The organism is Pseudomonas sp. TE50-2 (assembly GCF_040813665.1).
In the GTDB taxonomy this organism is placed as follows: Bacteria; Pseudomonadota; Gammaproteobacteria; order Pseudomonadales; family Pseudomonadaceae; genus Aquipseudomonas; species Aquipseudomonas soli.
The window spans coordinates 1,302,423-1,326,830 of sequence record NZ_JBFNXN010000001.1; the positions used below are offsets into that span (position 1 = coordinate 1,302,423).

Here is a 24,408-nt window from a genome sequence, read left to right on the forward strand (position 1 = left end):
TTGGCGCGGCACATCCCCCCCAAGTGGTGCGCCGATAAAGGTGCCCAGGGACCGTGTACCTTTGTTTTACTCCTAATGGTCTTAACCCGGATTCCCCCCCCAGAACCCGGGTTTTTTTTGTCCGGGCCTCAAGCTTTTATTGGGGGGGGGGGCGAAATCCTCAGGCCACCCGCGCCAGCGGGAACAAGCGCTTGAAGTTCTCGGTGGTCTGCCCGGCCAGCTGCTCATAGCTCACACCGCGCAACGACGCCACGTACTCGGCCACTTCCCGCACGTACTGCGGCAGGTTCGGCTTGCCGCGGTGCGGGATCGGCGCCAGGTACGGCGAGTCGGTCTCCACCAGCAGGCGGTCCACCGGCACCTGCCGGGCTACATCGCGCAGGGCATCGGCATTGCGGAAGGTGACGATGCCGGACAACGAGATGTAGTAACCCAGGTCCAGCGCGGCCTTGGCCATCGGCCAGTCCTCGGTGAAGCAATGCAGCACACCGGCCTGGGGCAGGCTGGCCTCGCGCAGCAACGCCAGGGTGTCCTCGCGGGCCGCACGGGTGTGGACGATGACCGGCTTGCCGGTCTGCCGGGAGGCTTCCAGGTGCAGGCGGAACGAAGCCTGCTGCAACTCGGCGGCTTCCGGCTCGTAGTGGTAGTCCAGGCCCGTTTCGCCAATGGCCACCACGTGCGGGTGGGCCAGCTCGCGCAACAGCCACTCCAGGGCCGGTGTCTCACCGGGCGCCAGGTCGAGCGGGTGCACGCCTACCGAGCAGTCGACATCGGCGTAACGCTCGCTCAACGCCTTGACCGCCCCGGCATTCTCGGCACTGACGCCAATGCACAGGAAATGCCCTACCCCACGCTCGCGGGCCGCCTGCAGGGCGGCGTCGAGAGAACCCTGGTGGGCACTGAGATCGAGACGGTCGAGGTGGCAATGGGAATCTACGAGCATGGGAACACGACACACATAAAGGGAGCGGTGGAAATCAACGCATGCCCGGCAGCTGCACCCAGTGGGCGAGCAACGCTTCGAGCAGCAGTACACGATTGAGGTTGGCCTTGCCCAGCACCTTCTGGCGCTGCTCGAGAATCCACGCCTGAACCTCGAGCACCTTGGCCTGCCGGCTCTTCTGCGCCAGGTACTGCAACACCTTGCGCATGTCGGGCAAGCCTAAACCCTCTTCGTCCTGGGTCAACTGATAACGCAGAATCAAGTGCGACCAGTCGCAGAACCAGTCGAACAGCAGCAACAGGGGCACCGTGTTCCAGGCTTCGGCCAGCTGGGTAGGCGACTGCTGCTGCTTGAGCAGCTTCTTCACCCCTTCGGTAACCAGCGCCCGCTGCTCCCGCACGCCCTGGGCCTGCAGGCTGACCGCCATCAGCGGCGAACCCGCGGCCAAGGTCAGCAGCTCTTCGCGCTCCTGTTCGTCGCTGCCTTCGAGCGCGCCGGCCAGCCAGGCACGGCTCTGCTCCAGGCTTGGCTGCGGGCAGGCGACCTGCTGGCAGCGACTCTTGATGGTCGGCAGCAGGCGGCTGGGCTGGTGGCTGACCAGCAACAGCACGGTGTCGCCAGAGGGCTCCTCCAGGCTTTTGAGCAAGGCGTTGGAGGCATTGATGTTCATCGCCTCCACCGGCTCGATCAGCACCACCTTGCGCCCACCCTGCTGGGCGGTCTGCACCACGAACGACACCAGTTCACGCACCTGGTCGATCTTGATCGGCTTGTCGGCCTCCTCCGGCTCCAGCACGAAGTTGTCCGGGTGGCTGCCGGCCTTGAGCAACAGGCACGACTTGCACTGGCCGCAGGCATCCAGGCCCTGTGGCTGCTGGCACAACAGCCGCGCCATCAGGCGTTCGGCCAGGGCCCGCTTGCCGATGCCCTGGGGGCCGTGCAGCAAGTAGGCGTGGGCGTGTTGGGCACGCCCGGCCAGTTGCTGCCAGAGCGCCTGCTGCCAGGGGTAGGCCTCAGCCACGGCAACGCTCCAGGATGCTCGGCACCAGGGCGTCGATGGCCTGTTGCACCGCGCTCAAGGGCTGCGCGGCGTCCAGCAGGCGATAGCGCTGTGGCTGCTGACCTGCGCGCTGCAGGTAGGCCTGGCGCACCGCCTCGAAGAACGCCTGGCCCTCCTGCTCGAAACGATCCAGCCGGCCACGGGCCGCAGCGCGGGCCAGGCCGACCTCCACGGGCAGGTCGAAGACCAGGGTGAGGTCCGGGCGCAGCTCGCCCTGCACAAAGCTCTCCAGGATGGCGATACGCTCTACCGAAAGACCGCGGCCACCGCCCTGGTAAGCGTAGGTGGCGTCGGTGAACCGATCGCACAGCACCACGGCACCACGGGCCAGCGCCGGGCGGATCACTTCGGCCAGGTGCTGGGCGCGGGCGGCGAACATCAGCAGCAGCTCGGTGTCCACCGCCATGCGCTCCTCGCTCGGCGCCAGCAGCAGTTCGCGGATGCGCTCGGCCAACGGCGTGCCACCGGGTTCACGGGTCATGACCACATCGACGCCCTGCTCGCGCAGGCGCGCCGCCAGATACTCACGATTGGTGCTCTTGCCCGCGCCTTCGGGGCCTTCCAGGGTGATAAACAAGCCGCTCACGAGCGTTCCTTAGGGTCTTCTGGCACCGACGTATCAGCCGGCGCGGATTCATCGGTGGGGGCCGGCGCGTCGCTTTCAGGTGCGGGCGCAGGGGCCGCGTCAGGAGTCGTCTGCTGTTCGGGCGTCGTCGGTTCGGCCTGCGGCGCAGGGCTCGAACGATAATCCGCCCGCCGCTTGATCTGGAACTCGCGCACCGCGCTGTTGTGATCGTCCAGGTCATCGGAGAACACATGGCTGCCGTCGCCACGGGCGACGAAGTACAAGCTCGAGCCATCGCTTGGGTTCAGCGCGGCGTGGATTGCCTCGCGCCCGACCATGGCGATCGGCGTCGGCGGCAGGCCGGTCATGGTGTAGGTGTTGTAGGGCGTCGGCTCACGCAGGTCGGCGCGGGTGATCTTGCCGTTGTAGCGCTCGCCCATGCCGTAGATCACGGTGGGGTCGGTCTGCAGCATCATGCCCAGGCGCATGCGCCGCACGAACACCCCGGCGATCTGCCCGCGCTCCTGCGGAATGCCGGTTTCCTTCTCCACCAGCGAGGCCATGATCAGCGCCTGGTACGGGTCGCGATACGGCAGGTCGGTGCTGCGCTCGGCCCATTCCTTGGCCAGCACTTCGTCCAGGCGCATGTAGGCCTGCTGCAACAACTCGACATCGCTCATGCCGCGCACGAAGCGATAGGTATCAGGGAAGAAACGGCCCTCGGGGAACACGCCGGTATGACCAAGCTTGTCCATCACCTCGGTATCGGACAGACCCTCGAGGGTGTGCTTGAGCTTTTCATGCTTCGCCACCGCGGCACGCACCTGGCGGAACGTCCAGCCCTCGACCAGGGTGAGGTTGTACTGCACCACATCGCCACGCTTCCAGGCATCGAACAACTGCCCCACGGTCATGCCCGGGGTCAGGCGGTATTCACCGGTGTGCAACGCCGTGCCGGCCATGTTGAAGCGCCAGTACAGGCGCAGCCACAGCGGGTCATCAAGCAGGCCTTCGCCCTGCATCCGGTAGAACATGCGGTTTGGCGTCGTGCCATTGGGCACGTCGAGCATGCGCTCCTGTGCCACTTGCAGCGGCTGCTCCAGGACCGAGTTGACCTTCCAGGCGGCCCAGCCGAGTGCCAGGCCGGCGAGGATCAAGCTCATTTCCAGCAGCAGCAGGAATTTGCGTCTCACGAATCAGGTATCCAGTAACGTACGGGCAACGGCCTGCAGTTTACGGGTGAGCGGCCCTGCCGGCCAGTTCAGCGCGGCGAATTCACGCACGGGCCAGATGCCGTAGACACTGTTGCAGACGAATACCTCGTCGGCCTGCTCCAGCGCCTCCATCGGCAAGTCCCGCACCTGCGTGGGGATACCCAGCAGCGCAGCCTGCTGCAGCAATGCCGCGCGCATCACCCCGGCCACGCCGCAACGGCTCAGGTCGGCGGTAAACAATACGCCGTCACGCACCAGGAACAGGTTGCTGTACACCCCTTCGATCACCCGCCCTTGGCCGTCACGCATCAAGCCTTCGGCAAACGCGCTGTCCTGCCATTCGGCACGGGCCAGCACCTGCTCGAGGCGGTTGAGGTGTTTGAGCCCGGCCAGCAGCGGTTGTTCCGCAAGGCGCGTCTCACAGGGGAACAGCCGCACGCCGACCTCGGCATGCTGCACCGGGTAGGCCGGCAAGGGGCCGCCTTGCAGGATACGCCGTGCCTGTGCGCCGGCCAGCGGGGCATAGCCGCGCTGGCTGTCGCCACGGGTCAGGATCAGCTTGGCGACGCCTTCGCCCAGTTGCCGGGCGAATTGCAACAGTTCATTGCGAACAAGCGTCAGGTCAGCTTCGATCGCCAGGCGCTGGCACCCCAGCGCCAGGCGGTCGAGATGCTGCGCGAGCAGGCTGGGCCTGCCGCCGCGCACGGCGATGGTCTCGAACAGGCCATCGCCGTAGGCCAGGCCACGGTTCTGCAGATTGACCGCAGCCGCGTTCTGGCCATCGATCCAGCTGAGCATCAGCCGGCGAACCGGCGGAACACCAGCGAACCGTTGGTACCACCAAAGCCGAAGGAGTTGGACAGCACCACGTCGATCGGCATGCTACGCGCCTGGTGCGGCACGAAGTCCAGGTCGCAGCCTTCGTCCGGCTCATCCAGGTTGATGGTCGGCGGCGCCATCTGGCTGTTGATCGCCAGGACGCTGAAGATCGCCTCCACCGCACCGGCGGCGCCGAGCAGGTGGCCAGTCATCGACTTGGTCGAGCTCACCGCCAGCTTGTAGGCATGCTCGCCGAACACCCGCTTGATCGCAGCCACTTCAGCCACGTCGCCAGCCGGCGTCGAGGTGCCGTGGGCGTTGATGTAGCTGACGTCCTCAGGCTGGATGCCGGCATCGCGCAGGGCGTTGGCCATGCAGCGGGCGGCGCCTTCGCCGGAATCGGGCGGCGAGGTCATGTGGTAGGCGTCACCGCTCATGCCGAAACCAACCAGCTCGGCATAGATGGTCGCGCCGCGGGCCTTGGCGTGCTCCAGCTCTTCGAGCACCAGGGCGCCGGCGCCATCGGACAGCACGAAGCCGTCACGGCCCTTGTCCCACGGACGGCTGGCACGGGCCGGCTCGTCGTTGCGGGTGGACAGCGCGCGGGACGCACCGAAGCCGCCCATGCCCAGGCCGCAGGCGGCCATCTCGGCGCCACCGGCGATCATCACGTCGGCTTCGCCGTAGGCAATGTTGCGCGCGGCCATGCCGATGCAGTGGGTACCCGTGGTGCAGGCAGTGGCGATTGCATAGTTCGGACCCTGCAGACCCAGGTGGATCGACAGGAAGCCGGAGATCATGTTGATGATCGAGCCCGGCACAAAGAACGGCGAAATCCGCCGCGGCCCCTGCTCATGCAGGGTACGGCTGGTTTCCTCGATGTTGGTCAGGCCGCCGATCCCCGAACCCATGGCCACGCCGATGCGCTCACGGTTGGCATCGGTGACTTCCAGCCCGGCATTGCGCACCGCCTGGAAACCGGCCGCCAGGCCGTACTGAATGAACAGGTCGAGCTTGCGGGCCTCCTTGGCCGACAGGTACTGCTCGACTTCGAAGCCCTTCACCGAGCCGCCAAAACGGGTGGAGTAGGCAGACAGATCCGTATGTTCGATCGGACCAATGCCACTGCGGCCAGCCAGAATGCCCTGCCAGGTGCTCGGTACATCGGTACCCAGTGGCGACAGCATACCCATACCAGTGACCACGACGCGTCTACGCGACACAGTACTCTCCTCATTTCCAAATAACAGAGTCTCTTGCCAGTGCACTTGCCATGGCGAATGGAATGGCAGCAAACCCCGGCTCTCGCAAAGAAAAAACCGCACGCCGGCAAAGGCAGTGCGGTTTTTCCCGACAAGAAGCGTCGACTACAGCGTCTTAGGCCTGGTGGGCGTTGACGTAGTCGATGGCAGCTTGAACGGTAGTGATCTTCTCGGCTTCTTCGTCAGGGATTTCGGTCTCGAATTCCTCTTCCAGAGCCATCACCAGCTCAACAGTGTCAAGCGAATCGGCACCCAGGTCCTCAACGAAGGAAGATTCGTTCTTGACTTCCTCAGCCTTGACGCCCAGTTGCTCGGCGACGATTTTCTTGACGCGTTCTTCGATGGTGCTCATACCTAGTTTTCACTCCTAATGGACATATGTCAGGCAGCTGGCCGGTGACCAAGTTTATAGGAAGACGCCTGCTTTTCAAGCGTAACGCGCCTTCCACCAAGTCACCGGGCCCTCTGCCCGGAATCTGGTTGCAGCTTTATAACGGATTTTAGGCTCGGAGTATGACTCTTTTTTGAAGCAATCCGTCACATTGAGTTGCGGTTTTACATGTACATCCCGCCGTTCACCGGCACGGTGGCGCCGGTGACATAGGCTGCGCCGTCGGAAGCCAGGAAGGAAACCACTTTCGCGATTTCCTCGGCCTGGCCCAGGCGGCCCAGCGGAATTTCCTTCTGCAGGGCCTCGCGCTGCGCTTCTGGCAGCTCACGGGTCATGTCGGTGTCGATGAAACCTGGGGTCACCGAATTGACGGTGATGCCACGCGAACCCACTTCACGGGCCAGGGCACGGCTGAAGCCTTCCAGGCCGGCCTTGGCGGCAGCATAGTTGGCCTGGCCGGCGTTGCCCATGGCACCCACCACCGAACCGATGCTGATGATACGGCCCCAACGGGCCTTGGTCATGCCGCGCAGCACGCCCTTGGACAGACGGTAGAGGCTGTTGAGGTTGGTGTCGATCACATCGAACCACTCATCGTCCTTCATGCGCAGCATGAGGTTGTCGCGGGTGATACCGGCGTTGTTGACCAGGATGGCCGGCGCGCCGAACTGCTCGCCGATGGCGCCCAGCACCGCATCCACGGACTCGGCGCTGGTGACGTTCAGCTCAAGGCCGGTGCCGTTGATGCCGTGCTCTTTCAGGGTGGCGGCGATACGCTCGGCACCGGAAGCGGTGGTGGCGGTACCGATCACGGTCGCGCCCTGGCGGCCCAGTTCGAGGGCGATGGCCTGGCCGATACCACGGCTGGCGCCGGTGACCAGTGCAACTTTACCTTGCAGGCTCATGCAAGCTTCTCCGAATTCAGGCCAGCGCCGCACGGGTGGCGGCGACAGCGTCTGGGGTGTTGAGGTTGTAGGTGGTCACGCCGTCGGCGCAACGCTTGTTCAGGCCAGCCAGGACCTTGCCCGGGCCGCATTCGACCAGGTTCACCGCACCGCGCTCGGCCAGGGCCTGCACGCACTCGACCCAGCGTACCGGCTGGTACAGCTGCGCCAGCAGGTCCTGCTTGAGGGCATCGAGGTCGGCGGCGATCGCCGCGGTGACGTTCTGCACCACCGGGATCTGCGGCGCTTTCCATTCGATGGCGTTGACCGACTCGGCGAAGCGCTCGGCGGCCGGCTTCATCAGGGCGCAGTGCGATGGCACGCTGACCGCCAATGGCAGGGCACGCTTGGCGCCCTTGGCCTTGCACAGCTCGATGGCACGATCGACCGCAGCCTTGTTGCCGGCGATGACCACCTGGCCCGGCGAGTTGAAGTTCACCGCGCTGACCACTTCGTCTTCGGCGGCTTCGGCGCAAATCTCGACCACCACGGCGTCGTCCAGGCCAAGGATGGCGGCCATGGCACCATGGCCGGCAGGCACGGCCTCCTGCATCAACTGGCCACGGCGCTCGACCAGGCGTACGGCATCTTTCAGCGACAGGCTGCCAGCGGCGACCAGGGCGCTGTATTCACCCAGGCTGTGCCCGGCGACGAAGGCCGGTTGCGCACCGCCCTCGTTCAGCCACAGGCGCCACAAGGCGATGGAGGCGGTCAGAATGGCCGGCTGGGTCTTGTCGGTCTGGTTGAGTTGTTCTTCCGGGCCTTCCTGGACCAGTTTCCACAGGTCGTAGCCCAGGGCCTCGGACGCTTCCTTGAAGGTCTCGACGATTACCGGTTTTTCGGCGCCCAGCTCTGCGAGCATGCCCAGCGACTGGGAACCTTGACCAGGAAAGACGAATGCGAGGGATGCAGACATTGAACAAGCCCTTATGATCTTGTCGTCGGATAGGGTGCGCCAGGCCGCGGGCCAGACGCGCAATCTGAAAGCTTGGATGGAACGGCGGACCAAGCGGTCACATTTAAGCACTTCATCGCGGATATGCCTAAGACCTGTTTTGGCCGCATCACGGCAACAGGTCTTCAAGACGCCCGTGCAAACGCTGCGGCAGGTTCTCCTGGATCTCGATCAGCGCCCGCTGGATCGCGCTCTGCAAACCCTGCACGCCCGCCGAGCCATGGCTCTTGATGACGATGCCCTGCAACCCCAGGAAGCTTGCGCCATTGTGTCGCGCCGGCGCCAGGTCGGCCTGCAGGCGCTTGAGCAACGGCATGGCCATGGCCCCCGCCGCCCGCGCCAACAGCCCGCCACGGAACAACGCCTCGATGCGCGCACCGATCATGGTCGCCAGGCCTTCGCTGGACTTGAGCAGGATATTGCCGACGAAACCGTCGCACACCACCACGTCCGCCTCGCCACGGTACAGCCCGTCACCCTCGACGAAGCCGATGTAGTTCAGCCCCCGGGCGTTCTGCAACAGGCTGGCGGCCAGCTTGACCTGCTGATTACCCTTGATGTCCTCGGTACCGATATTGAGCAACGCCACCCGCGGCCGATGCACGCCCAGGGCCTGGGCGGCCACCGAACCCATCACGGCGAACTGGTAGAGGTTTTCCGCGCTGCAGTCGACGTTGGCGCCGAGGTCAAGCAACTGGCAGTAGCCGGCCTGGGTCGGGATCGCCGCCACCATCGCCGGGCGATCGATACCGGGCAAGGTCTTGAGCACGAAACGCGACAAGGCCATGAGCGCGCCGGTATTGCCGGCACTCACGCAGGCCTGGGCCTTGCCATCACGCACCAGTTCGAGGGCGATGCGCATCGACGAGTCCGGTTTGCCCCGCAACGCCTGCGATGGCCGCTCGTCCATGCCGATCACTTCGCTGGCCGCGACAATCTGCAGGCGTGCGCGATCCGCAGCTGCAAGGCCACCGACAAGATCTTCAAGGAGGGAGGGTTGACCGACGAGGGTCAGGTGCAGCGAGGGGGTAGCCGATAGGCAGGCAATGCTAGCCTGGACAATGCTGCGGGGACCGAAGTCCCCGCCCATTGCGTCGATCGCGATGATCTGAGCGGACAAGGATTACTCGTCAGCGCCCTTGTCGATCACTTTGCGACCACGGTATACGCCTTCTGGCGAAACGTGGTGACGCAGGTGTACTTCACCGGTGCTCTTCTCTACCGACAGAGCTTCTGCCGACAGGGCGTCGTGCGAACGGCGCATGTCACGGGCAGAGCGGGATTTTTTGTTCTGCTGAACAGCCATAATTGATTAACTCCTAAACGTTTGGGTCACGCTTTAACTGCGCCAATACACTGAACGGGTTGGACCGCGATACCTCGTCCTTGCTCGGCTCGGGCTCATCGAGTCCCGCCGGCTGCTGGCATTCTTCCGGATGATGAGCAGGCACGATTGGCAGGGCAAGCAAAAGCTCTTCCTCGACCAGCGCCTGCAGATCCAATGGATCTTCGCCCAGTTCCAGCACGTCATAGCCTTTCGGCAACGACTGGGTGTTCGCACCCTCCTTCACCACGGCGTACGTACATTCGCTGTGGATCGGCAGGGTGACCAGCTCAAGACAACGCTGGCAAACCATCTTGACTTCGACATCCAGCGCGCTGTGGATAACCACCACGTGCTGTTCATCTCGTTCAAAATCGAACTTCGCCTGCACCGTACCGACATTGTCGGAAAGCGGGTCGCAGAGTCTTTCCAAATCAGCGAGTTGCAGCGAACCTTCGAGGGTTACGCCACGATCAGCCAATTTGCGCGGGTCAACGTGAGGTGGAATCGGGTCATTCAACATAGGCGCAGCATTCTAGGGATGCACCCCCTCCCTGTCAAAGGAAATTAGGTGCCATCTCGCATGTTAGAATTCGGGGCAATTGCCCAGGAGTCTACCATGCTTCCCTTGTTACTGGCTTCCAGCTCGCCCTACCGCCGCAAACTGCTCACCCGCCTGCGCCTGCCCTTCACCTGGGCGAGCCCCGACCTTGACGAACGGCGCCTCGATGGCGAGCCCGCCGTCGAGCTGGTGCGCCGCCTGGCCCGACAGAAGGCCGAAGCCCTGGCCGCCAGTCACCCCGGCCACCTGATCATCGGCTCCGACCAGGTGGCGGTACTGGGCGAGCAGATCCTCGGCAAACCCCACACCTTCGAACGCGCCTGCGAGCAGTTGCTGGAGGCCAGCGGGCAGCAGGTCACCTTCCTCACCGGACTGGCACTGCTGAACAGCGCCACTGGCCACTGCCAGGTCGATTGCGTGCCGTTTACCGTGACGATGCGCGAGCTGGATCGCGAGCGCGTGGAGCGCTACGTGACAGCCGAGCAGCCACTGGACTGCGCCGGCAGCTTCAAGGCGGAGGGCTTGGGGGTCAGCCTGTTCCAGAGCACCCATGGCTGCGACGCCACGAGCCTGATCGGGCTGCCGCTGATTCGGCTGGTGGACATGCTGCACAAGGAAGGCGTGCAGGCGCCTTGAAAATGCAATCGCGGGGCAAGCCCGCTCCCACCAGGCCAATGAGCGACCTGTGGGAGCGGGCTTGCCCCGCGATGAATGCCACGCCGACTTCAGATCAACGCAGCGAAGGCCCCTGGAAGCCCATGTACAGCGCCAGGCGCTCCGCCACACTGGCACCGATGCGCTTGGAGAAACGATCGAACGGCGACTCCTGCACTGTGAAGTCCACCAGTTCCTTCTCGCCGACGATTTCGCGGGCGACATAGCTGGCACTGCCCAGCCCGTCCACCAGCCCCAGCTCCTTGGCCTGCTCGCCCGACCAGATCAGCCCGCTGAACAACTCAGGGTGATCCTTGTCTTTCAGGCGCTCGCCACGCCCCTGCTTGACCATGGCGATGAACTGGCGGTGCGTGGTATCCAGCACACCCTGCCAGAACGCGGTTTCTTCCGGCTTCTGGGGCGAGAACGGATCAAGGAAGGCCTTGTGCTCGCCCGCCGTGTAGGTACGCCGCTCCACGCCCAGCTTGTCCATGGTACCGACAAAGCCGTAGCCCGCCGCGGTGACGCCGATGGAGCCGACCAGGCTGGCCTTGTCGGCATAGATCTCGTCGGCCGCGCTGGCAATGTAGTAGGCGCCGGAGGCACCCAGGTCGGCAATCACCGCGTACAGCTTAATGGCCGGATATTCGGCGCGCAGACGGCGGATCTCGTCATACACATAGCCCGCCTGCACCGGGCTGCCGCCCGGGCTGTTGACGCGCATGACCACGGCCTTGGTCTTCGGATCCTTGAACGCCTCGCGCAGGCTTTTGACGATATTGTCGGCGCTGGCAGGCTCCTGATCGGCGATCACCCCGCGCACCTCGACCAGCGCGGTATGGCTGCCGCTGCGCGAGGCAGCCTTGTCCACATCCATCAATGGCGTGAACAGGAACAGGATGCCGAACAGGTAAACGAAGGTCAGCAGCTTGAAGAAGATCCCCCAGCGCCGCGCCCGACGCTGCTCCTGGACACCCGCCAGCAAGGTCTTCTCAAGCAGCTTCCAGCTCTTGCGCTCCTCGCCAGCCTCATCGGCCTCGGGTGCCTTCCACTCGTCAGTCATGCTCACCTACCTTGGAAATTGATCTGCGCAGGCTCGGCCAGCCATTCGCGCAACTGGGAAAAATGCTCGATGCACACTTGCGGACCAAATTCGGCCAGGGCCTGCAGCGACATGGCGCCATAGCCCACGGCGACCGAATGCATGCCGGCATTGCTGGCCATCTGCAGGTCGAACGCCGAATCTCCGACCATCAGCGCCCGCCCGGGTTCGACCTGGCAATGAGCGAGAATCTCCTCGAGCATCAGCGGATGCGGCTTGCCGCGGGTTTCGTCGGCCGCCCGGGTAATGTCGAAGTAGCTTTCCCAGCCATTGGCCTTGAGCACCCGATCCAGACCACGCCGCGCCTTGCCGGTGGCCACCGCCAGACGATACCCCTCGGCACGGAACGCTGCCAGCGACTCGACTACACCGTCGAACAGTGGCGACGGCTGTTGATCCAGCGCCATGTAGACATCGGCGTAATGCTGGCGGAATGTTTCCACCTGCGACGGCTCAAGATGCGGATACAGGGTGGCGATCGCCTCCCCCAGCGCCAGGCCAATGATGCCCTTGATCGCCTCGTCGCTGCTGGCGGCCTCCCCGGCACGCCCGGCGGCCACGTTCATGGCCTCGACAATGCGCCCGATGGAATCGGCCAACGTGCCATCCCAGTCGAAGATCAGCAGGTCATAACTTTTATTCATGGTTCAGGACGCCAACCGCGCAATGGTCTTGGCCCACATCTCGTCCACCGGCGCCTCGAGCTTGAGCTCGCCGCCGTCGGGCAGCGGCACGGTCAACTGGTAGGCGTGCAGGAACAGGCGCTTGCCACCCAGGTCGCGAATCTCGCGGCTGAAGTCTTCATCGCCGTACTTGCTGTCGCCGGCGATCATGTGTCCGGCATGCAGGGTGTGCACGCGGATCTGGTGGGTGCGCCCGGTAATCGGCCGCGCCTCGACAATCGTGGCGAATTCGCCGAAGCGGCGCAGCACGCGGAACAGCGTCAGCGCGTCCTTGCCCTCGTCATTGACCTCGACCATGCGTTCGCCGGAGCGCAGGTTGCTTTTCTGCAGCGGCGCATTGACCTGCTTTTTCGAGGTCGGCCAATGGCCGCGCACCAGCGCCATGTAGCGCTTGTCCACGCCATCGCCGCGCAGCGCGGCATGCAGGTGGCGCAGCATGCTGCGCTTCTTGGCGATCATCAACAGACCCGAGGTGTCGCGGTCCAGGCGATGCACCAGCTCCAGCTCCTTGGCGTCGGGGCGCAACTGGCGCAGCGCCTCGATCACCCCGAAGCTCAGGCCGCTGCCGCCATGCACGGCAATGCCGGCCGGCTTGTTCATCACGATCAGCGCCTTGTCTTCATAGACGATGGCAGCCTCCAGGCGCTGCAACAGCCCCTGGGCCACGGGCGCGGGTTCGTCACGCTCAGGCAGGCGCACCGGCGGCACCCGCACGATGTCGCCGGCCTGCAGCTTGTACTCAGGCTTGATCCGACCCTTGTTGACCCGCACCTCGCCCTTGCGCAGGATGCGGTAGACCAGCGTCTTGGGCACGCCCTTGAGCGCGGTGATGAGGAAATTGTCGATGCGTTGGCCGGCAAGCTCCGGCGCGACTTCGATCAGCTGAACGCCGGAAGTCGGAGGGGTATTGGTCGTCATGGCGGGATCATAACAATTTTTTATGGAATTGAAGCACTTAATCATAACTGCTATAGTCGCGAACGCCGCCAAAAGCGGCAGGCCAGCGGCATCAGGCTCTACGCCGGCCCTGACCATCGCAATTCCGAGGACGCGAGGCCGTCCTACGGAGCGTTTGCCAGTTTAACTAAATGCCTGGAATCGCCACCAGCGCTGTGTAGAGAAGACCGAAAAAAAACGACAAGTGCGGTGTTTCACCTGCTTACCCGCTTCTTTTCGCCGTACCTCTGCCCGCCACCGTCGTTTCCGCGCATTCGGGCGAATGCTTCGGAAATACCTGCCTTGGATATGTCATGGCGCCAGCCCGGAACCGGGCTGGCGAAAAATGCAACCCGTTGCGGATTCAGCGCGCGGCAGCACCGAATTTTCAGGGATACGTGCAGGGTGGAGATGCACAGCCTTCGGACCGTGTGGCACCGAACCCGACCCACCGCCCCACTCAACGGGCGATGAGCGGGCAAGGTCCTGAACAGACGCCCTTGTGGCATCCACGGACGACCGGTTGATTCCTCCTCCTGACTGAGTGCACCAGGCCCGCTCGATTGATTCGGATAACCTTCGAAAAGCTCGACAGGTCTTTTGGCACCGCAAAACAGGACGCGTCGTCGCGACAACGGCAGGCTGGGCAACCGGCTGGTGCCGAACGTCGTCAGACACGGGGGTGGTTCGCCACCCTTTGCGCACCTTGGCACCGATCATGAAAAGTCGTGTGTGCCGAACGCCGTTTCCGGCAGCCCGGAAACCGACGGTACAACATGAAAAGAATGCTGATTAACGCAACTCAACCCGAAGAGTTGCGTGTAGCCCTGGTGGACGGCCAACGCCTCTACGACCTGGACATCGAGTCCGGTGCCCGTGAGCAGAAAAAGGCCAACATCTACAAAGGCAAGATCACCCGGATCGAGCCCAGCCTTGAAGCCGCCTTCGTCGACTTCGGCTCCGAACGTCACGGCTTCCTGCCGCTGAAGGAAATCTCCCGTGAATACTTCAAGAAAGCCCCTGAAGGCCGGGTCAACATCAAGGAAGTCCTGAGCGAAGGCCAGGAAGTCATCGTCCAGGTCGAGAAGGAAGAGCGCGGCAACAAAGGCGCCGCCCTGACCACCTTCATCAGCCTGGCCGGCCGCTACCTGGTGCTGATGCCCAACAACCCGCGCGCCGGCGGCATCTCCCGCCGCATCGAAGGCGAAGAGCGCAACGAGCTGCGTGAAGCACTGAACGGCCTGACCGTTCCGGGCGACATGGGCCTGATCGTGCGTACCGCGGGCCTTGGCCGCAGCAGCGAAGAAATGCAGTGGGACCTCGACTACCTGCTGCAGCTGTGGACCGCCATCAAGGAAGCCTCGCTGGACCGTACCGCGCCGTTCCTGATCTACCAGGAAAGCAACGTCATCATCCGCGCCATCCGCGACTACCTGCGCCAGGACATCGGCGAAGTGCTGATCGACAGCATCGACGCCCAGGAAGAAGCCCTGACCTTCATCCGTCAGGTGATGCCGCAGTACGCCAGCAAGGTCAAGCTGTACGAAGACAGCGTGCCGCTGTTCAACCGCTTCCAGATCGAAAGCCAGATCGAGACCGCCTTCCAGCGCGTTGTCGACCTGCCGTCCGGCGGCTCGATCGTGATCGACCCGACCGAAGCCCTGGTTTCCATCGACATCAACTCGGCGCGCGCCACCAAGGGCAGCGACATCGAAGAAACCGCCCTGCAGACCAACCTGGAAGCGGCCGAAGAGATCGCCCGCCAGTTGCGCCTGCGTGACATCGGCGGCCTGATCGTCATCGACTTCATCGACATGACCCCGGCGAAGAACCAGCGCGCCGTCGAAGAACGCGTGCGCGAATGCCTCGAGGCCGACCGCGCCCGTGTGCAGGTCGGCCGCATCTCGCGCTTCGGCCTGCTGGAAATGTCCCGCCAGCGCCTGCGCCCATCGCTGGGCGAGAGCAGCGGCATCGTCTGCCCGCGCTGCTCGGGTACCGGCATCATCCGTGACGTCGAGTCGCTGTCGCTGGCGATCCTGCGCCTGATCGAGGAAGAAGCCCTGAAGGACCGCACCGCTGAGGTGCGCGCCCAGGTGCCGATCCCGGTGGCCGCCTTCCTGCTCAACGAGAAACGCAACTCGATCACCAAGATCGAACTGCGCACTCGCGCACGCATCATCATCCTGCCGAACGACCACCTGGAAACCCCGCACTTCGAAGTCCAGCGCCTGCGCGACGACAACCCGGACGTGCTGAACAACCAGTCCAGCTACGAAATCGCCTCGGCCGAGACCGAAGAAGCGCCGCTGCCGACCGCCACCCGCACCCTGGTACGCCAGGAAGCCGCGGTGAAGACCGCACCGGCCCGCGCCAACGCACCGGTACCGGCCGCCGTCGAAGAGCAGCCAGCCGCACCCGTGGCAGTGGCGCCTAGCGTACCGGAGCCAAGCCTGTTCAAGGGCCTGGTCAAGTCGCTGGTCAGCCTGTTCGCCGGCAAGGAAGAGCCTGCCGCCGCACCGGCCGTCACCACCGAAAAACCGGCCACCGAGCGTTCGCCACGCAACGAAGAGCGCCGCAACGGCCGCCAGCAGAGCCGCAACCGCAATGGCCGCCGCGAGGAAGACCGCAAGCCGCGTGAAGAACGCAGCGAGCGCGCCCCGCGTGAAGAGCGCCAGCCACGCGAAGAGCGTGCACCGCGTGAAGAACGCGCCCCACGCGAAGAGCGCCAGCGCCAGCCGCGCGAAGACCGCCGTGGCAACCGTGAAGAGCGCGTGCGCGAACTGCGTGAGCCTCTGGATGCCGCTCCGGCCCCGGCCGCCCGCGAAGAACGCGCCCCGCGTGAAGAGCGTGCGCCACGTGAGGAACGTGTAGCCCGTGAAGAGCGCGCACCACGTGAAGAACGTGCCCCTCGCGAAGAGCGCGCGCCACGTGAAGAACGCGCCCCACGCGAAGAGCGTGCACCGCGTGAAGAACGCGCACCGCGTGAGGAGCGTGCACCGCGTGAAGAACGCGCCCCTCGTGAAGAGCGTGCGCCACGTGAAGAACGTGCTCCTCGTGAAGAGCGCCAGCTGCGCCCTGAGGCGCAGGCCGTCGAACAGGCCGCCGAGCTCGCCGAAGAGCAACTGCCGAACGACGAACTGCTGCAGGACGAGCAGGAAGGCACCGATGGCGAGCGTCCGCGCCGCCGCTCCCGTGGCCAGCGTCGTCGCAGCAACCGTCGTGAGCGCCAGCGCAACGCCAATGGCGAGCTGATCGAAGGTGATGAAGACGCCGGCGAAGAGCAGCAGCCACAACAGCACCAGGCCACCGAGCTGGGCGCTGAACTGGCCGCCGGCACTGCCGTCATCGCCGCCGTGGCCACCAGCAACATCAGCGCCGATGCCGAAGCCCAAGCCAACCAGCAGGCCGAGCGCGCCAGCGCCGCTGTCGCCGAAACCCAGGTGGAAATCACCGAGGTCGTGGCCGAGCAGGTCGCCATCGCCCCGGTGGTCGAGCAACCGGTCAGCGAGCCAGTGGTCGCCGTCGAGCCGAGCATCGAACCGGTGGTCGAAGTAGCACCGCAGCCAGTGGTCGAAGAAGCCCCTGCCGAGCAGCCTGCCGTCGTCGCCGAGGCGCTGCAAGCCCCTGCCGTGGAAGCTGGTGAAATCGAGCAGCCGCAGGTAGTCGAAGCCACCGTGGTCGAAGCCCCGGTAGCCGAGCAGCCTGTAGCGGTCGTCGAGCCAGTGGTCGAGGCCCAGCCGGAAGTGGCTGAAGCACCTGCCGCCGAGCCTGCGCCGATCGTTGCCGAGCAGGCGCCCGAGGAAGCACCGGCCCCGGTCGAAGCGCCTTCGGCGATGCTGGCCAACGGCCGCGCCCCGAACGACCCACGTGAAGTGCGTCGCCGCAAGCGCGAAGCCGAAGCTGCAGCCGCCGCTGCCGCCCAGGCCGCTGCCGAAGCCGCCCCTGCGCAAGCGCTGGAAACCGCCGATGAGCACAAGCCTCATCACGGTTGATAGCCTCGGCTGAATGAAAAAGCCCCGCCAGTGCGAACTGGCGGGGCTTTTTCTTTGCCGGGATGGTAACGGCTCTACTGGTGATCCGGGCTTGCCCCGCGATAGAGTCAGTACAGGTTCGGCTCCATCTCCAGCTCGACCCCAAAGCGCTCAAGGATATCCGCCTGGATCCGCTGCGCCAGCCCATGCAACTGCGCCCCGCTCGCCTGGCCGTAGTTGACCAGCACCAGCGATTGCAAACGGTGCACACCGGCATCGCCATCGCGATACCCCTTCCACCCCGCCTGCTCGATCAACCAGCCGGCCGCCAGCTTCACCTGGCCGTCGGCCTGCGGATACGCCACCACGCCAGGATGCTCGGCACGAATGCGCTCGGCCAACGCAGCAGGCACCACAGGATTCTTGAAGAAGCTCCCGGCGTTACCCAGCTCAGCCGGATCCGGCAGCTTTTCCCGACGGATACTGCAGATCGCATCGCTGATCGCCTGCGCGGTCGGCTGCTCGATACCCTGCTCCGCCAGGCGCTGACGCACCGGGCCGTAGTCCAGGTGCGCCTGCAACGACCGGCTCAGCGCAAAGCGCACGCGCAGGATCAGCCAGCGGCCCGGATTGCGCTTGAACAGGCTGTCGCGATAACCGAAGCCGCACGCCTCCAGCGAGAAGTCACGCAGCTCGCCGGTCTCGCGGTCCAGCGCGGTCAAGCCGGTGAACACGTCCTTGATCTCCACGCCATAGGCGCCGACGTTCTGCATCGGCGCAGCGCCGACGGTGCCGGGGATCAGGCTGAGGTTCTCCAGCCCGCACAGACCCTGGTCGAGGCTCCACTGCACGAACGGATGCCAGGGCTCGCCGGCCTCGGCCTCGACCACCACACGCTCGCCGTCGTCGCTGAGCAGGCGCCGCCCACGGCTGGCCATATGCAGCACCAGCGCGTCGACATCGCGGGACAGCAGCAGGTTGCTGCCACCGCCAATGACCAGCACCGGCACCTGCCGCGCAGCGGCCTGGGCCAGTGCCTGGCGGGCCTCGTCGTCGTCATGGGCCTGGGTGAAATAACGGGCACTGACGTCGATGCCGAAAGTGTTGTAGGGCTTGAGCGATACCCGCTCCTGCCAGTTCGCCGTCATAACCGCCCCTTGATTTCCACGACCAGCTCACGGCACGCCGCCTCGATCAGGTCCAGGACCTGCTCGAAACCTTCGGCACCGCCGTAGTAAGGGTCAGGCACTTCGTCCAGGGCCGCGCCATAACGGCGCAGGAACAGGTCGAGCTCGCCCGTGGCGTTGTGCGGGCGCAGGGCCTGCAGGTTGCCGAGGTTGCTCTTGTCCATGGCCAGGACCAGGTCGTACTCGGCGAAATGCGCCGCCTTGACCTGCTGGGCGCGCTGGCGCGACAGGTCATAGCCGCGGGCCAGCGCGGCCTTGCAGGTACGGCTGTCGGGCGCCTTGCCGACATGCCAGTCGCCGGTACCGGCGGAGGCCACGTGCACCACGTCACCGAGGCCGGCGGCCTCGAGCTGATGGCGCAGCACGCCTTCGGCAGTCGGCGAGCGGCAGATATTGCCGAGGCAGACGAACAGAACGCGCATCAGGCCTCCAGCAAGCGCCGTACGCGCTCCAGGTCTTCAGGGGTATCCACACCCACGGCCGGGGCCTCGATGGCATCGGCAACGTGGATGCGCACGCCGTGCCACAGGGCACGCAGCTGCTCCAGCGACTCGGTCTGCTCCAGCCAGCATGGGCCCCAGGCGACGAAGTCCTGAAGGAAGCCCACGCGGTAGGCGTACATGCCGATATGGCGGCGGTACGGCACGCCTTCGGGCATGCGCTCACGGTCCTTGGCAAACGCGTCGCGGGCCCATGGCAACGGGGCGCGGCTGAAGGTCAGGGCCAGGCCGTTCTTGTCGCTGACCACCTTCACCGCGCTAGGGTTGAAGATGGTCTCCGGCGCGTGGATCGGCTCGGCCAGGGTGGCGATGCCGGCCTCGGGGTGCGCAGCGAGGTTGGCCGCCACCTGGTCGATGATCACCGGCGGAATCAGCGGCTCGTCACCCTGCACGTTGACCACGATGGCATCGGCGGCCAGGCCCAGCTGGGCAGCCACTTCGGCCAGGCGGTCGGTGCCCGACTCGTGGTCGGCGCGGGTCAGCAGCACTTCGGCGCCGAACGCCTGGCAGGCCTCGACGATGCTGGCATCGTCGGTGGCAATGACCACGCGGCAGGCGCCGCTCTTGCGCGCCTGCTCCCACACATGCTGGACCATCGGCTTGCCGGCGATCGCCAGCAGCGGCTTGCCCGGCAGGCGCGTGGAGCGCAGCCGGGCGGGGATCACCACGGTGAAGTCCAGGCTCATTTGTCCAGGCGCTCGTCGTCGGTCAGGGTGCGCGCCTCGCTTTCCAGCATCACCGGGATGCCATCGCGAATCGGATAGGCCAGGCCCGCGCCCTTGCTGATCAGCTCGGTCTTGTCGGCGCTGAGCTTGAGCGGGCCCTTGGTGATCGGGCAGGCCAGGATATCGAGCAGTTTGGTGTCCATGGGAGCTTCCTTGAAACGGAAATTGAAAAAGGCTCAGGGCCGGAGGCGGCCAGGCAGCAGGCGATCGAGCTCGGCGTCGAACCAGGCGACGAACGCCTGCGAGGGTACGGCGTCGACCGCCAGGTACCACCAGTCGTCGGCAGCGAACGGCCGACATTTCACCGCATCCTTCTCGGTCATCACCAACGGCAGCGGCGGGCTGAACGACAGCACTTCGCGGCTGTACGGCGCATGGTCGGCAAAGGGGTGCGGCACCGGCTGCCAGTTTAGCCCCAGCAGGGTGTTGAAGAAACGTTGCGGGTTGCCAATGCCGGCCACGGCGTGCAGCGCCTGGCCAGCGGGAAACAGGTCGAGCTCGCGGCGCTCGCCGCTGCGCAGGTTGATCAGCGCCGACGGCTGCAGGCGGAAGGCAAAGCCGCCGTCGCGGTCAGCCTCGGCGCCATTGAACAGCACCGCGTCGGCCTCGGCCAGGCGCTCGGCGGGCTCGCGCAACGGGCCGGCCGGCAGGCAGCGACGGTTGCCCAGGCCACGGGCGGCGTCGATCAGGACCAGCTCCAGGTCGCGGGCCAGGCGGTAATGCTGCATGCCGTCGTCACACAGGATCAGGTCCGGCGCGTCGCTTGCCAGCAGCGCCTGCACGGCGCGAGAGCGGTCGGGGTCGATCAGCAGCGGCACGCCGGTGCGCTGGACGATCAGCAAAGGCTCATCGCCGGCCTGATCGGCGGGCTGGTCGGCGGCGACACGCCAGGGATACTGCGGCGGCTTGGCGCCGTAGCCACGGCTGACCACGCCGACCTTCAGCCCCTGCCGGCGGCAGTGCTCGATCAGCCAGAGGATCATCGGTGTCTTGCCGGTACCGCCCACGGTGATATTGCCCACCACGATCACGGGCACCGGGGCACGGTAGCTGGGGCTGATGCCACTGAGGAAGCGCGCACGCTTGCGCGTCACCACGCGACGATACAAAGCCTCCAGCGGACGCAGCAGGGCCAGCGCCGGGTGCCCGGCATACCAGGCGGCGAGCAGACGGTCGGCGAAGGCCATCAGGGATTGCCCTGCGCGGCCTCGACGGTGGTCATGCGCAACTTGCTGAAGCCGAGCTTGCCGGCCGCATCCATTGCGGTGATCACAGCCTGGTGCGGGGTCTTGCCATCGGCGCTGATCGCCAGCGGCAGGGTGATGTCACCGCCGGATTCCTTCTCGATGGCTTCGGTCAGGGTAGCCAGGTCGCTCTTGGGCAGCAGGTGGTTGTTCACCGAATACACGCCGTCGGCACTGATGGTGACTTCGATCAGCTTGCCATCATCGGGCTGCGCGGGCGCGGCACTGCTTGCTTCGGGCAGCTCGACACGCAGCTGGGTCTCGCGGGTGAAGGTGGTGGTGACCACGAAGAACAGCAGCAGCACGAACACCACGTCGATCAACGACGCCAGGTTGATGTCGACGTTCTCGCGCTGGCGATTGCGCCGAAACTTCACGCCTTGCCTCCGGCCACTTCCACTTCGCGGTCGCCCTGCAGCACCTCGACCAGCTTGATCGCCTCCTGCTCCATGCCCACCACCAGTTCATCGATGCGGCGCAGCAGGAAGCGGTGGAAGAACACCGCCGGGATACCGACCATCAGGCCGGCCGCGGTAGTGACCAGGGCCTTGGAGATACCGCCGGCCAGTACCGCGGCATTGGCGGTCATCTGCGAGCCCATGAAGGCGCTGAAGATGTCGATCATGCCCAGCACGGTGCCCAGCAGGCCCAGCAGCGGGGCCATGGCGGCGATGGTGCCGAGGGTGCTGATGTAGCGCTCCAGCTCGTGGATGACGCGCGAGGCGGCCTCCTCGATGCACTCTTTCATGATCTCGCGGCCATGGCGCGAGTTGGCCAGGCCTGCGGCGAGGATCTCGCCCAGCGGCGAATCGGCGCGCAGCGCCTTGAGCTTGTCACCGGTGAGCTGCTTGTCCTTGATCCACATCCATACCTGGCCCAGCAGGTGCGGCGGGGTGACACGGCTGGCGCGCAAGGTCCACAGGCGCTCGACGACGATCGCCATGGCGACGATGGAGCTCAGGATGATCGGCAGCATCATCCAGCCACCGGACTTGACCAATTCCCACACAGTAAGCATCCCCTCGGAAAAAGGCCGCCACTCTACCATAGGACCGCCTGGGGCTCATCTGCCGGAGGTCAGGGAATCGCCTATCGCATGGCAACGTGGGGGCGGGCTTGCCCCCGCGATAGCGTCATTCGCCTTCGCGCCAGAACCTGCGCTCTGCGCGCGCCCCTACCACTGCACCCTGACTCCCCAGGCGTAAACCCAGCGCCCCCGCCAGCGCCGTGTCATGCACCCGCGCCCCATACCGCCGATAACGCTCGATCACCTGCGCATGCGGATGCCCGAAGCCGTTGCTCCTCCCCCGCGAAATCATCACCCCGCGTGGCGCCAGCGCCTTGATGAACGGTTCGGTGGACGACGTGCGGCTGCCGTGGTGCGGCGCCTGCAACCAATCGACACGCGGATCCTCGCTGGCCGCCAGCCAAGCCCGCTCCGCCGCGGCCTCCATGTCGCCGGCCAGCAGCAGGCGCTCGCCATTGGCCACCACCCGCAGCACGCAGGAACGGTCGTTGCTAGACGTGCCTTGTGGCCAATGCCACAGCTCGAAATCGACCCCATCCCAGCGCCAGCGCTCACCACTTTCGCACAGCGCGGCAGGCGCAAGCCCGGCAACCTCCCCGGCCAGCACCCGCGTCACCGGCAGCCCCCGACGCACCGCCGCCGCCCCGCCGGCATGATCGGCGTGACCGTGGCTGACCAGCATCAGATCCAGGCGCTTTACCCCCAACCTGCGCAAGGTCGGCAGCACCACGCTCTCGCCCAGGTCGCTGTCCCCGTGCGCAGGCCCGGCGTCGTACAACAGCGCGTGATGACGGGTACGCAGCAGCACCGCCAGGCCCTGGCCGACATCCAGCTGCCACACCTGCACCTGCCCAAGGGGCACCTGCTCGCGCGGCGCCCACAAGGCCAGCAGCATCACCGCGCCCGGCAAGCGCAACGGCACGCCCCGAGGCAGCAGCAGCAACAGCGCGCCCAGCGCGACCAACAGCCAGGCCCACAGCGGCAACGGTTCGGGCAGCCATGCAGGCCACTGCCCCGCAAGCTGCGCCAGCAGGCGAAACAGCCCATCCAGCGAAAGCCCCGCCAGCCACAGCAGCCCCTCCCCCACCCCGGGCACCGGCAACGTCGCCGTGCCGAGCAAGGCCAGCGGCAACACCGCGAAACTGATCCAGGGCACCGCCAGCAGGTTGGCCAGCGGCGCCGTCAGGCTGACCGGCAGCCCCAGCGCCAGCAGCACCGGCAACAGGCCCACGGCGATTACCCACTGGGCGCGGCTCCAGGCCTGCCAGGGCCGCCAGGCGCCGAGCCGGGCAGAGAAGCACAGCATCAGCACGCCAACCGCGGCAAACGACAGCCAGAAACCCGGCAGCAGGCTGGCCAATGGATTGATCAGCAACACCCCCGACAACGCCAGCAGCAACGGCAAGGCCGCCCCCAGATGCCTGAAACGCAGGCGCCAAAGCAGCACCACCGCCAGCATCAGGCAGGCCCGTTGCACCGGTACGCCGAAGCCGGCCAGCCAGCCGTAGCCCAATGCCGCGGCCATGGCCAGGCCACAAGCCCAGGGCAGCCATGGCCAGCGCGATGGCCAGGCGCCCAGCCGCGCCAGGCCCGCGACCAGGCCGTACACCAGCCCGGCCAACAGCCCGATATGTTGGCCGGAGATCACCAGCAGGTGCACCGTGCCGGTGGCCTGCAGGGTCTGCCAGTCCTCGCGGGCCAGCCCGGCGCCATCGCCCAGCACCAAGGCCGCTAGTGCCGCCTCGCGACCGTGGGCATCCACATTCATCAGCCGCTGGCGCACGGCATCGCGCCAGCCCACCGCTACCTGGCCGACCAGCTCGCCGGCCTTGACCGAGCCGGTGGCGCCGATACCCCGGGCCAATAACAGTGCTTCGCGGTCCGGGCCGTGGGGGTTGAGCAGTCCGTGGGGCTGACGCAGGTTCACCGCCAGGCGCCAGCGCTCACCGGCGCGCAATTCGGGCCCGGCGAACCAGCTCAGTTGCAGGCGCCTGGGCAATTGCACCCGGCGCGACTCAGGATGCTCCAGTTCGAAACGCACGCCGCGCTCCGTGCGGGTCGGCAGCCCCACCACCCGCCCCTCCAACCACAGCGTGCGGCCATCCAGCGCCGGGGCCAGGCGATCATCCAGCGCCTGCTGCGCCCACCAGCACGCCCAGCAACCACCCAGCACGAACCAGCCCAGCGGCCAGGCCCGCGTGCGCAGACAGGCCAAGGCCAGCAACAGCAACGGAATCAGCCACCCGACCGGCGGCAAAACGGGCAAAAAGCGCAGGCTCAACAGCCCGAGCACCAGCGCCAGCATCCCTGTGCGCATGAGATAGAGCTCCAGAAGCGATC

25 protein-coding genes are annotated in these 24,408 nt (G+C 65.8%); 2 read left to right on the forward strand and 23 right to left on the reverse strand.

Going from position 1 to position 24,408, the window contains the following annotated elements:
- Nucleotides 1-160 precede the first annotated feature (160 nt).
- From AAHK21_RS05765 to AAHK21_RS05820, 12 genes are all read right to left on the reverse strand, one after another.
- Nucleotides 161-943, reverse strand: a complete 783-nt coding sequence (locus AAHK21_RS05765) for a TatD family hydrolase (protein WP_367856693.1) — start codon at nucleotides 941-943, stop codon at nucleotides 161-163.
- Between the two features lie 34 nt (nucleotides 944-977).
- A complete protein-coding gene (locus tag AAHK21_RS05770; protein WP_046856528.1) occupies nucleotides 978-1,964 on the reverse strand; it encodes a DNA polymerase III subunit delta' in 987 nt (328 codons plus the stop codon).
- Nucleotides 1,957-2,589 carry a dTMP kinase gene (gene tmk / locus AAHK21_RS05775; protein WP_367856694.1) on the reverse strand — a complete coding sequence of 211 codons (633 nt, stop codon included), beginning with the start codon at nucleotides 2,587-2,589 and terminating at the stop codon, nucleotides 1,957-1,959. The genes AAHK21_RS05770 and tmk overlap by 8 nt, the downstream gene beginning before the upstream one ends.
- The gene (gene mltG / locus AAHK21_RS05780; RefSeq protein WP_367856695.1) at nucleotides 2,586-3,761 is read right to left on the reverse strand and encodes an endolytic transglycosylase MltG; all 1,176 of its coding nucleotides are present in this window, start codon (nucleotides 3,759-3,761) and stop codon (nucleotides 2,586-2,588) included. Before mltG ends, tmk begins: the two co-directional genes overlap by 4 nt.
- 3 nt (nucleotides 3,762-3,764) lie before the next feature.
- The gene (pabC, locus tag AAHK21_RS05785) at nucleotides 3,765-4,580 is read right to left on the reverse strand and encodes an aminodeoxychorismate lyase (protein WP_367856696.1); all 816 of its coding nucleotides are present in this window, start codon (nucleotides 4,578-4,580) and stop codon (nucleotides 3,765-3,767) included.
- Nucleotides 4,580-5,824: a beta-ketoacyl-ACP synthase II gene (gene fabF, locus AAHK21_RS05790; protein WP_102683587.1), complete on the reverse strand. Its 1,245-nt coding sequence runs from the start codon at nucleotides 5,822-5,824 to the stop codon at nucleotides 4,580-4,582. The genes pabC and fabF overlap by 1 nt, the downstream gene beginning before the upstream one ends.
- Before the next feature lie 154 nt (nucleotides 5,825-5,978).
- Nucleotides 5,979-6,215, reverse strand: a complete 237-nt coding sequence (gene acpP, locus AAHK21_RS05795) for an acyl carrier protein (protein ID WP_046856533.1) — start codon at nucleotides 6,213-6,215, stop codon at nucleotides 5,979-5,981.
- A gap of 203 nt (nucleotides 6,216-6,418) precedes the next feature.
- On the reverse strand, nucleotides 6,419-7,159 hold the full coding sequence (gene fabG / locus AAHK21_RS05800; protein WP_023630496.1) for a 3-oxoacyl-ACP reductase FabG: 741 nt from the start codon (nucleotides 7,157-7,159) through the stop codon (nucleotides 6,419-6,421).
- Between the two features lie 16 nt (nucleotides 7,160-7,175).
- Nucleotides 7,176-8,114: an ACP S-malonyltransferase gene (fabD, locus tag AAHK21_RS05805; protein WP_367856697.1), complete on the reverse strand. Its 939-nt coding sequence runs from the start codon at nucleotides 8,112-8,114 to the stop codon at nucleotides 7,176-7,178.
- Nucleotides 8,115-8,262: 148 nt separating this feature from the next.
- Complete coding sequence (gene plsX / locus AAHK21_RS05810; protein WP_082120461.1) at nucleotides 8,263-9,273, reverse strand: phosphate acyltransferase PlsX; 1,011 nt, start codon at nucleotides 9,271-9,273, stop codon at nucleotides 8,263-8,265.
- 3 nt (nucleotides 9,274-9,276) lie between these two features.
- The gene (gene rpmF, locus AAHK21_RS05815; RefSeq protein WP_028690987.1) at nucleotides 9,277-9,459 is read right to left on the reverse strand and encodes a 50S ribosomal protein L32; all 183 of its coding nucleotides are present in this window, start codon (nucleotides 9,457-9,459) and stop codon (nucleotides 9,277-9,279) included.
- 13 nt (nucleotides 9,460-9,472) lie between these two features.
- Nucleotides 9,473-10,000, reverse strand: coding sequence for a YceD family protein (locus AAHK21_RS05820; RefSeq protein WP_023630499.1), 528 nt, complete (start codon nucleotides 9,998-10,000; stop codon nucleotides 9,473-9,475).
- 96 nt (nucleotides 10,001-10,096) lie between these two features.
- Here AAHK21_RS05820 and AAHK21_RS05825 point away from each other — a divergent pair, with 96 nt between their 5' ends.
- Nucleotides 10,097-10,675, forward strand: a complete 579-nt coding sequence (locus tag AAHK21_RS05825) for a nucleoside triphosphate pyrophosphatase (protein WP_367856698.1) — start codon at nucleotides 10,097-10,099, stop codon at nucleotides 10,673-10,675.
- Nucleotides 10,676-10,769: 94 nt separating this feature from the next.
- Here the strand turns inward: AAHK21_RS05825 and AAHK21_RS05830 are convergent, their stop codons facing one another.
- From AAHK21_RS05830 to rluC, 3 genes are read right to left on the reverse strand one after another with little or no spacing between them, the layout of a single operon-like run.
- Nucleotides 10,770-11,756: a S49 family peptidase gene (locus AAHK21_RS05830; protein ID WP_367856699.1), complete on the reverse strand. Its 987-nt coding sequence runs from the start codon at nucleotides 11,754-11,756 to the stop codon at nucleotides 10,770-10,772.
- Between the two features lie 2 nt (nucleotides 11,757-11,758).
- Entirely contained in the window at nucleotides 11,759-12,439 is a 681-nt protein-coding gene (locus AAHK21_RS05835) for an HAD family hydrolase (protein ID WP_367856700.1), read from the reverse strand.
- Nucleotides 12,440-12,442: 3 nt separating this feature from the next.
- The gene (gene rluC / locus AAHK21_RS05840; RefSeq protein WP_046856538.1) at nucleotides 12,443-13,396 is read right to left on the reverse strand and encodes a 23S rRNA pseudouridine(955/2504/2580) synthase RluC; all 954 of its coding nucleotides are present in this window, start codon (nucleotides 13,394-13,396) and stop codon (nucleotides 12,443-12,445) included.
- A 794-nt stretch (nucleotides 13,397-14,190) separates the two neighbouring features.
- On the opposite strand from rluC, the gene rne reads away from it, so the two are divergent.
- The gene (rne, locus tag AAHK21_RS05845) at nucleotides 14,191-17,406 is read left to right on the forward strand and encodes a ribonuclease E (protein WP_367856701.1); all 3,216 of its coding nucleotides are present in this window, start codon (nucleotides 14,191-14,193) and stop codon (nucleotides 17,404-17,406) included.
- Between the two features lie 107 nt (nucleotides 17,407-17,513).
- On the opposite strand, the gene murB is transcribed toward rne, so the two are convergent.
- The 8 genes from murB to AAHK21_RS05885 form a co-directional block, all read right to left on the reverse strand.
- A complete protein-coding gene (gene murB, locus AAHK21_RS05850) occupies nucleotides 17,514-18,533 on the reverse strand; it encodes a UDP-N-acetylmuramate dehydrogenase (protein WP_367856702.1) in 1,020 nt (339 codons plus the stop codon).
- On the reverse strand, nucleotides 18,530-18,994 hold the full coding sequence (locus tag AAHK21_RS05855; protein WP_038705674.1) for a low molecular weight protein-tyrosine-phosphatase: 465 nt from the start codon (nucleotides 18,992-18,994) through the stop codon (nucleotides 18,530-18,532). The genes murB and AAHK21_RS05855 overlap by 4 nt, the downstream gene beginning before the upstream one ends.
- Nucleotides 18,994-19,758, reverse strand: coding sequence for a 3-deoxy-manno-octulosonate cytidylyltransferase (gene kdsB / locus AAHK21_RS05860; protein WP_367856703.1), 765 nt, complete (start codon nucleotides 19,756-19,758; stop codon nucleotides 18,994-18,996). The genes AAHK21_RS05855 and kdsB overlap by 1 nt, the downstream gene beginning before the upstream one ends.
- Nucleotides 19,755-19,940 (reverse strand): Trm112 family protein, encoded by a 186-nt coding sequence (locus AAHK21_RS05865; protein WP_003247142.1) that lies wholly within the window; start codon nucleotides 19,938-19,940, stop codon nucleotides 19,755-19,757. The genes kdsB and AAHK21_RS05865 overlap by 4 nt, the downstream gene beginning before the upstream one ends.
- Before the next feature lie 33 nt (nucleotides 19,941-19,973).
- The gene (lpxK, locus tag AAHK21_RS05870) at nucleotides 19,974-20,984 is read right to left on the reverse strand and encodes a tetraacyldisaccharide 4'-kinase (RefSeq protein WP_367856704.1); all 1,011 of its coding nucleotides are present in this window, start codon (nucleotides 20,982-20,984) and stop codon (nucleotides 19,974-19,976) included.
- On the reverse strand, nucleotides 20,984-21,418 hold the full coding sequence (locus AAHK21_RS05875) for a biopolymer transporter ExbD (RefSeq protein ID WP_023632003.1): 435 nt from the start codon (nucleotides 21,416-21,418) through the stop codon (nucleotides 20,984-20,986). Before AAHK21_RS05875 ends, lpxK begins: the two co-directional genes overlap by 1 nt.
- Nucleotides 21,415-22,050, reverse strand: coding sequence for a MotA/TolQ/ExbB proton channel family protein (locus AAHK21_RS05880; RefSeq protein ID WP_046856543.1), 636 nt, complete (start codon nucleotides 22,048-22,050; stop codon nucleotides 21,415-21,417). Before AAHK21_RS05880 ends, AAHK21_RS05875 begins: the two co-directional genes overlap by 4 nt.
- A 124-nt stretch (nucleotides 22,051-22,174) precedes the next feature.
- Nucleotides 22,175-24,385 carry a DNA internalization-related competence protein ComEC/Rec2 gene (locus AAHK21_RS05885; protein WP_367856705.1) on the reverse strand — a complete coding sequence of 737 codons (2,211 nt, stop codon included), beginning with the start codon at nucleotides 24,383-24,385 and terminating at the stop codon, nucleotides 22,175-22,177.
- Nucleotides 24,386-24,408: the final 23 nt, after the last annotated feature.